12 protein-coding genes and 2 pseudogenes are annotated in these 13,912 nt (G+C 46.3%); 6 read left to right on the top strand and 8 right to left on the bottom strand.

Going from position 1 to position 13,912, the window contains the following annotated elements; genetic code table 11:
• Nucleotides 1–186 precede the first annotated feature (186 nt).
• The 4 genes and pseudogenes from typA (at nt 187) to DYD54_RS00785 (ending at nt 3,340) form a co-directional block, all read left to right on the top strand.
• Nucleotides 187–2,031, top strand: a complete 1,845-nt coding sequence (gene typA / locus DYD54_RS00770) for a translational GTPase TypA (RefSeq protein WP_036361878.1) — start codon at nt 187–189, stop codon at nt 2,029–2,031.
• A 153-nt stretch (nt 2,032–2,184) separates the two neighbouring features.
• Nucleotides 2,185–2,618 (top strand): annotated as a pseudogene (gene mscL / locus DYD54_RS00775) (large conductance mechanosensitive channel protein MscL).
• Between the two features lie 129 nt (nt 2,619–2,747).
• Entirely contained in the window at nt 2,748–3,035 is a 288-nt protein-coding gene (locus DYD54_RS00780; RefSeq protein ID WP_063513349.1) for a Bor family protein, read from the top strand.
• A 20-nt stretch (nt 3,036–3,055) separates the two neighbouring features.
• Nucleotides 3,056–3,340 (top strand): Bor family protein, encoded by a 285-nt coding sequence (locus tag DYD54_RS00785; RefSeq protein WP_046695915.1) that lies wholly within the window; start codon nt 3,056–3,058, stop codon nt 3,338–3,340.
• Nucleotides 3,341–3,403: 63 nt separating this feature from the next.
• Here DYD54_RS00785 and mutM read toward each other — a convergent pair whose 3' ends face one another.
• Together mutM and DYD54_RS00795 are read right to left on the bottom strand one after the other, a co-directional pair.
• Nucleotides 3,404–4,279 carry a bifunctional DNA-formamidopyrimidine glycosylase/DNA-(apurinic or apyrimidinic site) lyase gene (gene mutM / locus DYD54_RS00790; protein ID WP_063513350.1) on the bottom strand — a complete coding sequence of 292 codons (876 nt, stop codon included), beginning with the start codon at nt 4,277–4,279 and terminating at the stop codon, nt 3,404–3,406.
• Between the two features lie 8 nt (nt 4,280–4,287).
• Nucleotides 4,288–6,660 carry a RelA/SpoT family protein gene (locus DYD54_RS00795; RefSeq protein ID WP_063513351.1) on the bottom strand — a complete coding sequence of 791 codons (2,373 nt, stop codon included), beginning with the start codon at nt 6,658–6,660 and terminating at the stop codon, nt 4,288–4,290.
• Between the two features lie 452 nt (nt 6,661–7,112).
• On the opposite strand from DYD54_RS00795, the gene DYD54_RS00800 reads away from it, so the two are divergent.
• On the top strand, nt 7,113–9,053 hold the full coding sequence (locus DYD54_RS00800; protein WP_063513352.1) for a DEAD/DEAH box helicase: 1,941 nt from the start codon (nt 7,113–7,115) through the stop codon (nt 9,051–9,053).
• 90 nt (nt 9,054–9,143) lie between these two features.
• Here the strand turns inward: DYD54_RS00800 and DYD54_RS00805 are convergent, their stop codons facing one another.
• Both DYD54_RS00805 and DYD54_RS11680 read right to left on the bottom strand, forming a co-directional pair.
• The gene (locus DYD54_RS00805) at nt 9,144–9,569 is read right to left on the bottom strand and encodes a biliverdin-producing heme oxygenase (protein WP_228703572.1); all 426 of its coding nucleotides are present in this window, start codon (nt 9,567–9,569) and stop codon (nt 9,144–9,146) included.
• On the bottom strand, nt 9,566–9,718 hold the full coding sequence (locus tag DYD54_RS11680) for a hypothetical protein (protein WP_228703573.1): 153 nt from the start codon (nt 9,716–9,718) through the stop codon (nt 9,566–9,568). Before DYD54_RS11680 ends, DYD54_RS00805 begins: the two co-directional genes overlap by 4 nt.
• A gap of 284 nt (nt 9,719–10,002) precedes the next feature.
• Here DYD54_RS11680 and DYD54_RS00810 point away from each other — a divergent pair, with 284 nt between their 5' ends.
• Complete coding sequence (locus DYD54_RS00810; RefSeq protein WP_063513353.1) at nt 10,003–10,428, top strand: YbaN family protein; 426 nt, start codon at nt 10,003–10,005, stop codon at nt 10,426–10,428.
• A gap of 80 nt (nt 10,429–10,508) precedes the next feature.
• On the opposite strand, the gene upp is transcribed toward DYD54_RS00810, so the two are convergent.
• From upp to glmU, 4 genes and pseudogenes are all read right to left on the bottom strand, one after another.
• Entirely contained in the window at nt 10,509–11,147 is a 639-nt protein-coding gene (gene upp, locus DYD54_RS00815; protein ID WP_046695921.1) for a uracil phosphoribosyltransferase, read from the bottom strand.
• 109 nt (nt 11,148–11,256) lie between these two features.
• Complete coding sequence (locus tag DYD54_RS11985) at nt 11,257–11,748, bottom strand: PTS sugar transporter subunit IIC (RefSeq protein WP_256594019.1); 492 nt, start codon at nt 11,746–11,748, stop codon at nt 11,257–11,259.
• A 23-nt stretch (nt 11,749–11,771) separates the two neighbouring features.
• Nucleotides 11,772–12,268 (bottom strand): annotated as a pseudogene (locus tag DYD54_RS11990) (PTS sugar transporter subunit IIC).
• 104 nt (nt 12,269–12,372) lie between these two features.
• Nucleotides 12,373–13,728, bottom strand: coding sequence for a bifunctional UDP-N-acetylglucosamine diphosphorylase/glucosamine-1-phosphate N-acetyltransferase GlmU (gene glmU / locus DYD54_RS00825; protein WP_063513354.1), 1,356 nt, complete (start codon nt 13,726–13,728; stop codon nt 12,373–12,375).
• Nucleotides 13,729–13,912: the final 184 nt, after the last annotated feature.

The following is a 13,912-nucleotide window of genomic DNA, read 5'->3' on the forward strand; positions in this document are numbered from 1 at the left end:
TTTAGTAAGCAGTAAAAAAGAACCGTCACTTGGCGGTTCTTTTTATTTGTGCTTACTTTTACTATAGTGTGAATTATGCTATAATGAACGGTTGCTTTTATTTCATATCAGTAAATAAGAGCTATCCAAGAGTATCCTCTTTTATTTAATTTTGCTAATCAGCAACCCTATTAAAAACGAGTATTTATGGCAAACGACATTAAGCATTTGCGCAATATCGCAATTATTGCTCACGTTGACCACGGTAAAACCACCCTAGTTGATAAACTATTACAACAATCTGGCGCGCTTGGCGAGCGTTCAGGTGAGATTGAGCGTGTGATGGACTCTAACGCACTCGAAAGCGAGCGCGGCATCACCATTTTGGCAAAAAATACTGCCATTAAATGGCTGGACAAACGCACCAATACAGAATATCGCATTAACATCGTCGATACCCCGGGACACGCCGACTTCGGTGGCGAGGTTGAGCGTGTTATGTCGATGGTAGACTGCGTTCTACTGCTGGTGGATTCTCAAGAAGGCCCAATGCCACAAACGCGCTTCGTAACTCAAAAAGCATTCGCGCGTGGTCTTAAGCCCATTGTTATCATCAACAAAATCGACAAACCTGCAGCACGTGCTGACTGGGTAATTGATCAAGTTTTTGATCTATTTGACAGCTTAGAAGCGACTGATGAACAGCTTGATTTCCCGATTGTATATGCGTCAGGTATTAATGGCATCGCCGGCCTTGAACCTGATGATCTTGCATCTGACATGACACCACTATTTGAGACCATTGTAGACATCGTTGAGCCGCCAAAGGTTGACGTTGATGGTCCATTCCAAATGCAAATCTCAAGCCTGGATTATAACAGCTTTGTTGGCGTGATCGGTGTTGGTCGTATTCAGCGTGGTTCAATCAAGACGAACACACCTGTGACCGTAATTGACAAAGACGGCAATAAGCGTAATGGCCGTATCCTAAAAATCATGGGCTATCACGGCCTTGAGCGTGTAGATGTGGATTCTGCACAAGCAGGTGACATCGTGTGTGTGACCGGTCTTGATAATCTAAACATCTCAGATACCATCTGCGATCCTGCCAATGTTGAAGCTCTGCCTGCTTTGTCAGTAGATGAACCAACAGTTTCGATGACTTTCCAAGTTAATGATTCACCGTTTGCAGGCAAAGAAGGTAAATTCGTCACATCGCGTAACATTCGTGAACGTCTGGATCGTGAATTGATCCATAACGTGGCGCTTCGTGTTGAAGATACTGACAGTCCTGAGAAATTTAAAGTGTCAGGTCGTGGTGAGCTACACCTGTCAGTATTGATTGAGAACATGCGCCGTGAAGGCTTTGAACTTGGTGTGTCTCGTCCTCAAGTCATCATGAAAGAGATTGATGGTGTGATGAGCGAACCTTATGAGAATGTGACTTTTGACGTAGAAGAGCAGCACCAAGGCGCAGTCATGCAAGAGATGGGCGAGCGCAAGGGTGAGCTGACCAATATGGAAGTTGATGGCAAAGGCCGTATCCGTATTGAGGCGACCGTACCATCACGCGGCCTAATTGGCTTCCGTTCGGCATTCTTGACCATGACGTCAGGTACTGGCATCATGACATCAAGCTTCTCGCATTATGGACCTGCCAAAGAAGGTTCGGTGGCAAAACGTCAAAATGGTGTTCTGATCTCTATGGTGACAGGCACTTGCTTGGGTTATGCGCTATTTAGCTTGCAAGAACGTGGCCGTCTATTCGCTAAGCCACAGCTTGAAGTTTATGAAGGCATGATCGTAGGTATCAACTCGCGTTCTGATGACATGGTAGTTAACCCAACCAAAGCCAAGCAGCTAACGAACATTCGTGCTTCTGGCTCTGACGATGCCATCATCCTAACTCCCGCGCTAGAATACACGCTAGAGCAAGCGCTTGAATTTATCGAAGATGATGAACTGGTTGAGGTAACACCAAAATCAATCCGTATCCGTAAGCGTTATTTGACAGAGAATGAGCGTAAGCGTTTCGGTCGTAAAAAAGATTGATAATCATTTACAATATTTAACAATAATAGCATACAAAAAACATTTTTTGCTGCGACTATTGTTATAATATGACTCAAGTATTTGTCAATACAATTAATACAGGCCTAATTTAGGTCTGTATTTTTATGGTTTATTTAAAATAGAGATCCTCTCGTGGGTATGATTCAAGAATTTAAAGAATTTGCCCTAAAAGGCAACGTGATGGACCTAGCAGTAGGTGTGATCATTGGTGCTGCTTTTGGTAAAATCACCACTTTATTGGTTGAAGATATCATCATGCCAATCGTTGCATTCATCGTTGTTGATGACATTGATTTCAAAAACATGTTCGTTCTATTGGGCGATGCACCAGCAGGCGCACCGATGACTTATGATGCGCTTAAAGAGGCGGGCGCGCCAATGCTTGCTTACGGTGGCTTCTTAACAGTGGTTATTAACTCACCATCCTAGTATTCATCATCTTTATGATGGTTAAAGGCATGAATAAGATGCGCCGTAACTCAGAAAAAGAGGCAGCACCTGAAGAACCATCAGAAGAAGTGGTATTACTTCGTGAAATCAGCGCAAAGTTGGGCGAACGTAAGTAGTATCATCTACAATAAAAAACACCTTTCTAAAAGGTGTTTTTTATTACCTAAAGCTTGCCTTTTGGTAAAAATATTATATAATAGCAAATGTTATTAAATTTTATAACATTCTATCCATAGAGAGTAATCATGAAGAAACTAGTATTCTTAGGTGTATTTGCCGCATTAAGCACAGGTTGCGCTACTCAAACATACCTACTATCCAATCAATCCCAGGCTACACCAAGTGTTGACAAGGCTCAGACTTTCTTTGTTAGCGGGTTGGCTCAGCAGCAAGAAATTAACGCAGCTGAAGTTTGTAATGGCGCGAACAATGTTGCTAAGGTGGAAACTCAGCACAGTTTCCTAAATGGTGTTCTAGGCACGATTAGCTCGGGCATCTATACTCCGCGCCAAGTACGCGTTTATTGCAAATAAACAATCATTAAGGAATATCAATGAAACACATTATCGCTTGCCTTGGCTTGGTTGCTCTAACTGGCTGTGCTACCCAAACTGCATTTATCCAAAGTGGCGCAAAAGTAGAACCTACTTTCAGTAAGTCACAAAGTTTCTATATCTCAGGCATTGGTCAAGAAAAGACCGTTAATGCTGCAGAGGTTTGTGGTGGCGCCGATAAGGTTGCTAAAGTTCAAAGCTTACAAAAGCCAAAAGACATTGGTTTAACAGTGCTAACTTTGGGTATCTACACGCCGCACACTGCTGAAGTTTTCTGCAAATAAAGCGTGAACAAAATAAAAAAACACCTTTTTAAGGTGTTTTTTATTTTTTATGTGAAATTTAAATTAAATGGGCTGGCAATTGGGGCAGTAGACGCTGGCCCGTCCGCCGATTTTTTGATTTTCAAGAATGGTGCCGCATACAATGCAAGGCTTACCATGATTGCCATACGCCAGCAGAGTCTGCTGAAAATAGCCTGTTTTACCATTGCCCACTGTGAAGTCGCGTAAGGTTGAACCGCCTTTTTCGATGGCTTTGGCTAGGATGTTTTTGATGTGATTTACAAGCTGTTCGATTTGGATTTCGTCCAGTTGATTGGCAGGTTTTGCTGGGTGAATGCCTGATAAAAATAAGCTCTCGGCAGCATAGATATTGCCCACGCCAACGACCACCGTCTGATCCATGATGAGGGTCTTGATGGGCTTGGTGATGGGTTTGGACTTCTTGCCAAAGCGTTGAATGTGCCCATACAAATAGGTAGCATTAAAAGCCTCGTCAAGCGGTTCAACGCCCAAATGATTCAAAAATCGATCGCGCGCATTGTCTTTATCATCGATATGATCGTCATTATCTGCCCACAGAATGATGCCAAAGCGTCTGGGGTCGTGATAGTGTAGCGCAATATCACCAAAGCATATGATGAGATGGTCGTGCTTTCTAGGCTCAAGCTCATCATTGATAGGATGCTGCTGGAGGCTGCCCGACATGCCAAGATGTACCATGAGCACCTTTCGGCTGTTGTCTGTTTTGTGATAAAAATGCAACAGCAGATATTTGGCGCGGCGTTCTAATTTCTCTAAGCAAAATCCCACCAAGCTATCCAAGTCATTCGGCATCATGTAGCGGAGTTTTGGCTGATAGACGTGAACATTAGTCACGGCATGATCCAGTAGGGGTTCTAGGCTTTTTTTGGTAGTTTCAACTTCGGGTAATTCAGGCATAAACTATCTTAGTTGGTGCTGCGTCTGGCGTGTAGAACGTCTGGCTGCTGTTCGATTTTGGCAAGGAGGCGTGATAAGTGAGCCAGTCCCGCCACCTCAACATAAAACTTCATGTGACTGACTGATTCGTCAGTGCTGACGGTCTCGGCGCGATGGATGTTCACTTTTTCCTTGTCGATGATATTGACGAGATCTCTTAGAAGACCGCGGCGGTTATTGGCCTCGACATGAATTGTGACAGGTTGATAACGACCAAAACTTTCCTGCCAGTCAGCACTCACGTGACGCTTGGGCTCGCGCTCGATCAGTCGCAGATATTCGGGGCATTTGGCGTTATGAATGCTAACGCCATGCGATAGCGTGACGAAGCCAGCAATTGGCTCACCATGCACAGGCGTACAGCAGCCCGCCAGATGGATCTCGACATTATCAAAACCATCCAGATCAATTTGATATTTATTAGGGCGAGAAGGTGTCTTAATCTCGATGCTGTCTTCATCAACCGGCGGCGTACCTAGGTTTAGCTTATTGCTGATTTTGCCGACCAGTTGCAGCACGCCGACATCACCCATGACCAAAGACAAAAATAGTTCATCTTCGTTCTTGGTGTTAAACTCTTCTAGATGGTCATTGAGATTGACTTGGTTTGGGCTGATGGAGAGTCTGTCCAGCTCGCGCAAGAACATGCCTCGACCCATCTCGATGTTTTTGTCACGGTCTTGTTTGTTAAACCATTGGCGTAATTTTGATTTGGCACGGTTAGTGTGAATATAGCCCAGCGATGACACGAGCCAATCGCGATTAGGTTCGCGATTCGACTTAGTGATGATTTCAACTTGATCGCCTGTCTTGGGTTGGTAAGTAAGCGGCACATAGCGACCATTGACGCGCGCGCCTTGAGCTTGGTTGCCGACTTCGGTGTGCACATAATAAGCAAAGTCCAGCACCGTTGCGCCCTTTGGTAGCTCAGTAATATCGCCATCACGGCTGAACACATAAATGCGTTCTGCATTGTCTAGATCAAGATCGTCTTCGGCTTCTGCGCCATTCTCGGGCTTATCATTGGCGAGCAATTGACGTAGTGAACTGATTTTTTGGGTAAGGTAGTCGTCTTTTTTGGCTTTTAGACCTTCTTTGTAATTGACGTGCGCTGCCTTGCCAAGCTCGGCCTCAAAGTGCATGTCAAAGGTGCGAATCTGCACTTCTAGCGTGCGATGATTGGCGATGACGGCGGTGTGCAGTGATTTATAGCCATTGGGCTTAGGGTTGGTGATGTAATCATCGAACTGCTCTGGGATGTGCCGCCAAAGTCCATGCACGATGCCAAGCGTGTAGTAACATTCCGCATTGCTGTTCACTAGAACGCGCAGCGCACGGATGTCATACAACTGATCAAAAGACAGATTTTTCTTTTTCATCTTACGCCAGATGGAGTAGATGTGCTTTACGCGGCCAGATACTTCTGCGTCGATGCCTGCTTTTGCCAGTGCTTGGCTTAGGTCTTCTTTGACGATGTCAATATAGGCTTCACGTTCGCTGCGCTTCTCTGAGAGCAGACTTGCGATTTTTTTGTATTCATCGGGGGCAAGGTAGCGAAACGCAAGGTCTTCTAATTCCCATTTTAATTGGGCGATAGACAGGCGGTGCGCCAGCGGTGCGTAGATGGTCATTACTTCGCGAGCGACGCGTTTTTGGCGGTCGGGCGGGGCGAATGACAGCTCGCGCATGGCAAAGGTGCGCTCGGCAAGCTTGATAAGTACCGCTCGCACATCGTTGGTCGTGCTGATGAGCATGCTGTAAATGGTGGAGAGCTGATCGCGTTGTTCGCTTTCAAAGTAGTCTTCTAGGCGCTTATTCTCTTCGATGCTCTCTGAGAGTCGCCCCATGGCAAGCGTATCTTCAACCAGATGTGCGATGTCTTCACCAAAATTATTCTTGATGGTATCAAGGCTAACCACTTCGCGGCGCGCCGTACGATACAGCATGGCGGCGACCAAGGCATTCTCATCCTGGAATAAATAAGCCAAAATATCCGCCATGCCAATCCCTGTGGCATAAGCACCTGAGCGGCTGACGTGGGGTTTGTTGGAATGGACTTTGACGAATTCACACGCGCGGCGCAGTAGGGGTAGATCATCCTTGCCAATGCGAGCCGCAACACTCTCAAGCCATGTCTCGACATCGATGTCTGACTCGCTGATGCTGGCAGGGGATTGGCTTTGATTGGAATAATCAAGCGTGGTGGTAAGCTTGGGGTTATTAAGCTGAGCCTTAAAATCGGGGTGAAGCTCCTTGGCGACCATGCTGGCTGCCAAAGTTGCGCTGTCGGTGTCGCTGTTCGCCCCGCCCAAAAGCGGCAAGCCTTCACGAATTTGTACCACGAGATTTCCTTTTGCCCTAGGTTATTATCATCTGCTGAAAGTATCGGATATTATGGCATTTTCTGCGTGTTTTTTAAAGCAAAATCACCAAAATCCTTGTGCCTTGATGGTAAAAATATTTTAAAAAATTTACCTTGGTGATTGCTAGTTATTGTGTTATAATCGTCAGCTTGCTATCTTGTAGGCTAATCTTGCCAAAAAGATACTTTCTAAGATGACATCGCATTTTTGATTTGAGTTGTATATGCGTGTTTGGACAATTAATTGTCAGAAAAACACACTTTATCTGTGCCGTGTGGCAGACTTCCTTTCCTAAGCCGCGATGATTTTGAGGGCGACTTGCCCATTTTTTACCCCGACAAAATGCCAAAACGTTCAGCCTTAAACTCGCCAGTTATTTGGCGGCTTGTGTTTTTTCTCATCTCGTGGTCTTAATGATAAAAAGGTAAATTATGACTCATCATATCGATGCCGCCATCCAAGGCGATGCGCAGCCAAGTCACTGCGCTGCCACAGAAAATGACACCGCCAATAGCGATGCCATCACTTTTGAAGATTTAAAGCTAAACAAACCCATCCTAAAATCCCTAACCAAAAGCGGCTATGCCAATCCAACGCCCATCCAAGCAGGCGCAATTCCGCATGCGTTAGACGGTCGCGATCTATTGTTATCCGCTCAAACAGGTTCGGGTAAGACAGCAGCGTTCGTGTTGCCGATCTTGGACAAATTAAGCCGTGAAGAACGCTTAGATAAGCGCATTTATGCGCTTATCCTAACACCAACGCGCGAACTTGCTCAGCAGGTGCATGACAGCGTGCGCGGCTATGGTGCGAATGTGCGTGGTCTTTATAGCATTCCTCTGGTGGGTGGCGCGCCTTATAGTGGGCAGATTCGCGCACTAAGAAAGGGCGTGCAGATCGTCATCGCAACCCCTGGCCGTCTGATCGACCACATGAATGAAGGTCGTGTCGATCTATCGAAACTGGACGTATTGGTTCTAGATGAAGCGGATCGCATGCTTGACATGGGTTTTGCTGATGACATCAAAAACATCCTAGAAAATGCACCACAAACTCGTCAGACGGTCATGTCTTCTGCGACGTGGGACGGTGCGGTCGGTAAAATCGCTGAGAGCTTTACCGTTAATCCTGAGCGTGTGTCTATCAAGGTTGAAAGTGCACACATCGAAGAATCTGTGTATTTTTGTGATGATTTCCACCACAAAAACAAAATCCTACTTGAACTACTTAACGACCAAGATATCAATCAAGCAGTGATCTTTACCGCCACCAAGCGCAGCACCGAGCAGCTGACCGAGACGCTGACCGATGCAGGTCTAAAGGCGCGTTATCTGCATGGCGATCTGCCACAAGGTAAGCGCAATCGCATCATCAGTGATGTCAAAAGCGGTAAATGCGACTTTTTGATCGCAACTGACGTAGCAGCGCGTGGTATTGATATTTCTGCGATTAGCCATGTTGTAAACTACGACTTACCGCGCCAAGTTGAAGATTATGTGCATCGCATCGGACGCTGTGGTCGCGCTGGCCGTACGGGTGTGGCGATGAATCTGTGTAGCTTTGATGATCGTGGGCAGCTACGTAACATCAACCGCTACCTAAAGCGCAACATGAGCGAGGCGGTGGTCGAAGGTCTAGAGCCAAAACGCGCGCCATTCGAGCAAGAAGAACGCCGCAAAAAAGGCGGTAGAGACGGTCGCGGTCGTCAAGATCGCCGCGAAGGGCGTAGCCGCTTTGAGCGTCGTGATGACCGTGGATTTGGCGCTCGTGCTGAGCGCTCAGAGCGTCGTTTCGACGATAAGCCGCGCTATAATGAACGTCGTGATGATCGCTTTGATCGTCGTGATCGTCGTGCTGATGCTGGTTTTGAGCGTCGTGGCGAGCGCAATTATAATGATCATCGTGAGCGCCGCTTTGATGATAAACTGCGTTTTGAGCGTGAACCTTATCGCGCTGAACGCCGCTTCGATGAAGAGCGTGGTTACTATCGTAATGACCGCCCAGAGCGCCAAAGTGGCGAACGTCGTTATGGCGATCGCCAAGATCGTGGCTATGGCAAATATCGTCCGCGTGAGCAGCGCAGCTTCGATCGTCGCGATGACCGCCGTGATGATAGAGCTGACAGACCGCGCTTCGACCGTGAATCACGTGGCGGCTATGGTGCACCGCGTCACGATCGCCGTGATGATCGTCAAGGTGATCGCAGTCGCCGTGAATTTGGTGGTGGCCGTAGCGAGCGCCAGTTCGATAAGCCAAAATTCGACAGAACTGACAAGTCACGCGGCTACAAGAAACCTAAGCCAGTTGAAGAAGTATTCTTCGCCAAGCGTCAAGCCAAAAAAGAAAAACGTCGTTTTGGTGAGATTGACTGATTCATTTAAAAACACGCCTTTGGGCGTGTTTTTGTGATGATAAAAAAGACCGCCCAGCTTGGCGGTCTAATTAACGCTGTAAATAAAGGATTATTCTGTCACGTTGTAGATCTTGCGGATAACACGCTTAAAGTAAGCCAAGGCATTATCAGCACCTTTCATTGCGGCTGCACGATCTTCATCTGTGAGTGGCAGCTCATCGATCTTGGCTTTGGTGTCGCGCCAGTGCGGCATACGACCATCGGCGTGTGCCGCCAGATGAGATGCACCAAAGTCGTCTTTTAGATCAATTTTACCTGCTTCTTTATACAAAATTGCAGCGCCGACATTAGAGCCTTCGACGCAATATAGCCATCCGATGGCTTCGCTGCCTGTGATGACAGGGGTTTCTACATCCTTGCCATAGGGTTCAACTTCCAAGTCTTTCATGTCGGATTTTATGCGATCAAGGCGAGCAAGATCTGCCAGATCATCAAACTGACCTGCCGATTGAGCGTCTTGATAGATGGGGTTCACGGTGCTATGAAATTCGTATTGTGCCTGTAGGAACTTGCGTAGTTGTCATGGCTAGCGAATGGATTCATGCTCATGACCAGATGATCCACCGCATCATGCGTGGTGCGGGAGTGTTCTTTTAGGGCTTCGGTTAGGGTAAGTTGGCTCATATTTCACCTGTTTTTATGATAAAAGCGGTCAAACCGCAGAAAACTGTCCAAAAATCGCAAAATTGACTTATTATTTAAAAATAACGATAATCGTTTCTATTAACTGCGATACTTTGTGCTATCATGGGCGGTATTGATTTGATTGATGACAATCATTAATGAAATCAGTACTCATGATACAACGATCTGGGATCTAATAGTGTTACAATATCCCCATAATTACAGGCTATTACTGATAATTTTCAAGTAAAATTGGTACTTATTTTCATTTAGATGATTAATACATGCAAGATTCGTTCGATAACCCGCCATCTGACACCAAAAAACACACTGTACACGCCAATAGGCTGGTTCGTTGGGTGTTCTTTTTGCTTGGATTTGCTTTTGTGGGATTGGCGATTTTGGGCGCGATGTTGCCTGGCATGCCAACGACAGTATTTATCTTGCTCGCGGGGTATTGCTGGGCGAAGAGTTCGGAGAGGTTCTACGGCTGGCTCATACACCATAAGATCTTCGGGAAGATGCTAAGAGACTGGGAAGAGCGTCGTGCGATGCCACGCTTTGCCAAGTATCTGGCATGGAGCATGATGACGGCGTCATGTGTGTTTATGTATTTTAAATTGCCACCTGATAAGATGTGGGTCACTATCCTAACAGCGGCAATCTGCGCCGTAACGGTGATATGGATGGCAAGATTGCCCGATGCATGATGTTTTGCTAATTTGGCTAGAATGAATAATAAATAAAAATATCCGCGACATGGCAGATATTTTTTATGTGTGGATACAGATTACAGCTGTTTTGTGCCAAAAATCTTATCGCCAGCATCGCCTAGACCTGGGATGATGTAGCCGTTCTCATTAAGGTGGCTGTCTAGGGCGGCGGTGTAGATTTTGACATCCGGATGTGCTTCATTGACCAAGCGAACACCTTCGGGTGCAGCGACCAGTACCAGTGCTTTGATGTTCGTGCAGCCATGTTTTTTTAGCATGTCGATCGTGGCGATCATGCTGCCGCCAGTGGCAAGCATTGGGTCTAGGATAAGGGAGGGGCGTTTGTCGATGTCGCTGACAAACTTTTCAAAAAAAGGCACAGGCTCAAGCGTCTCTTCGTCGCGCTGTAGTCCGACCACAGAGATTTTTGCGGTAGGTAATAAGTCAAGCACGCCATCTAGCATACCAATACCAGCGCGCAGAATCGGTACTAAGGTAACGGTTTTGCCCTTAATCTGTTCGCCATCGATCTCGCCACACCAGCCTTGCATCTTGAAAGTCTCAATTTCAAAATCGCGACTCGCTTCGTATGCCATGAGTCTGCCAAGCTCTTTGGTCAGAGTGCGGAATTTGTAGGTGCTGCACTCAGCGGCGCGCATGAGTGATAGCTTGTGACGAACCAGTGGGTGGTCGATGATGTGGACATTTAGGGTCATGAGTTTGCCTTATGATGGATAATTTTTAGGTTGTGTATGATAGCAAGTTTGTGTTTAATTTTAAAATAAATTTTATCAAATGGCGATACTTAATTGCGTACTGCTAAGTCTAGGCTTCAGGGAGCTTGAGATCACCATCTTTGATCATGCCGCGGCTGCGCATGACTTTTGCAAATATGAGCGTCAAAATGGCAGGCAGCACGACATGAAACAGTGCAATCAGTCCAATCTTATAAATACTAACTCCCATGGCATCAAGCGTGCCAACCTGACCGACCAGACCCGATGTGCCCATGCCTGCACCGATGGGAATGTTCGTCATGCCAAAGATGACCGTGGCGAAAGGCGCCAAAACCGCCCCTGCTAGGGTGGGCGGTAGCCAGACTTTAGGGTTTTTTAGGATGTTTGGCATCTGTAGCATACTGGTGCCAAGCCCTTGAGCGACCACGCCTGAGATGCCGTTATCACGATAGCTCATCACCGCAAAGCCAATCATCTGTGCTGCGCATCCCACCATCGCCGCACCTGCTGACAGCCCTGACAGCCCTAGACTGATGGCAATCGCAGCGCTAGAGATGGGCAGGGTTAGAAGTAACCCCATCGTGATCGCAATGATGATACTCATTAGGATAGGGGATAATTCCTCGCCCAGCCGATAAACTGCCCTAGACTGGTCATTAGACTTGCGATGGCGGGTGCGATGGCATACACTGCGCCCATGCCTGCACATAGTGTAATGGCAGGCGTGATGATGATATCAACGGGTGTGGTCTTATGGACGAATTTACCAAGCTTAGCGCCGATCATACTCGCCACCAGAGCGCCCACCACGCCGCCAAGCTCTGCCCAACCAGACTAGTTACCACGCTAGAAAACAGCACCAAAGGCGGTGCCTTTAGCCCAAATGCCACACCCGCGCCGATCGCTGCACCCACTGCCGCCTGAGCATGACCGCCTGCCGTGACTAAGGGTGAGAAGTGCGTCCATGTGCCGATGTTTTTTAGGATAAGACCAATAATGAACGAGCTAAATAGGCCTAGCGCCATGCCGTTTAAGGCGTCAATGCCGTAGCGCTGCCATGAGAATACGATGTTTTGTTTATCAAGATGGGCTTTTAACATGAGTGTTCCTTTGATGTCAAACCACAGTTGATGACCTACCACAAAATCAACAGTCAGACAATTACCATAACTTGATACACTATATTGTAAATTTGGGATATCTGCTATGCCTTCTTGGTCGGACGTGCCCAGCTGTCGATGGTGCTTTGCTTGCTGCGAGCCAAAGTTAGCTTATCATCAGGCGTATCTTTGGTAATCACAGACCCTGCCCCAATCGTGGCGTTTGCCCCAATCTTGACAGGGGCGACAAGCGAGCTGTTACTCCCCACAAAAGCATTATCGCCAATGTAGGTTTTAAATTTATTCACACCGTCATAATTACAGGTAATTACCCCTGCCCCCACATTGACATCACGCCCCACATCAGCATCGCCAATATAGCTTAAATGGCTAACTTTTGCCCCTTGGTTTAATGTAGATTTTTTGATTTCTACAAAATTGCCAATTTTGACTTTATCTTTAATATCCGCTTTTGGGCGAATATGGGCAAAAGGACCGATGGCAACATCCGCCCCAATGGTGCTATCATCAAGCACGCAATTTGGCTTGATGTGGGTATTATTGCCAATTGTGCAATTAGAGATGACATTGCCCGCATCAATTTGCACATTATCGCCCAATACCACATCGCCCATAAATACGGTGTTAATATCAATAAACACATCACTACCGCATTTTAATGTGCCACGAATATCCACACGAGACGAGTCGGCAAATTGCACGCCATTTAATTGTAATTCATGAATCAGATGAGCTTGATAAGTGCGTTCTAAATTAGCAAGTTGAATACGGTCATTCACGCCATCTATTTCAAATTCAAACGTTGGGCTAATCGTTTTTATCTCAATATTATCCGCCACCGCCATTTTGATAATATCGGTCAGATAATATTCGCCTTGGGCGTTGTTATTATCGAGCTTTGGCAAATATTTATGCAATAGAGCATTATCCACGCAATAAATACCGCTATTAATTTCTTTAATTTGTCTTTGGGCATCGGTGGTGTCTTTTTGTTCCACAATGGCGATGACTTTATCATCTTGGCGGACAATTCGCCCAAGCCCAAAAGGATTGTCCACACTCATCGTCAGCATGCTAATGCCATGCGTGTTTTGTTCAATAAGATTTTGCAAGGTATCCAATCTTGTCAATGGCACATCGCCATACAAAATCAGGCTTTTGCCGTCTTTTGGCAAATGGGTCAATGCCATTTGCACCGCATGACCTGTACCGAGCTGTTCGGCTTGCTCCGCCCATATCAAATCGCTGTCGACAATCTCATCTTTGACCATTTGACCATTATAACCATAAATCAAAATGGTATTATCAGCATTTAATGCACGGCAAGTATCTAATACATGGCGAAGTAGTGGTTTGCCCGCTAAGGTTTGCAATACCTTTGGCTTAACCGACTTCATGCGAGTGCCTTTGCCACCTGCTAGAATGATGATATTTAACATGAGACTTCCAATGTGAATGATGAATAAAATTGGTGTATTTTAGCATATTCGTCGCAGGCGTTTAAGGGGGTGTGTGTTAAGATTGGTTAAAAATGGTTGGTGGATTGAGGTGGTGCGTCATGCTGTTAGTCATTGATCAAAACCCATCATAATCATAAAAACTAATCAATTATCCAATCGGTGA

The organism is Moraxella ovis (genome assembly GCF_900453105.1).
Taxonomy (GTDB): Bacteria; Pseudomonadota; Gammaproteobacteria; order Pseudomonadales; family Moraxellaceae; genus Moraxella; species Moraxella ovis.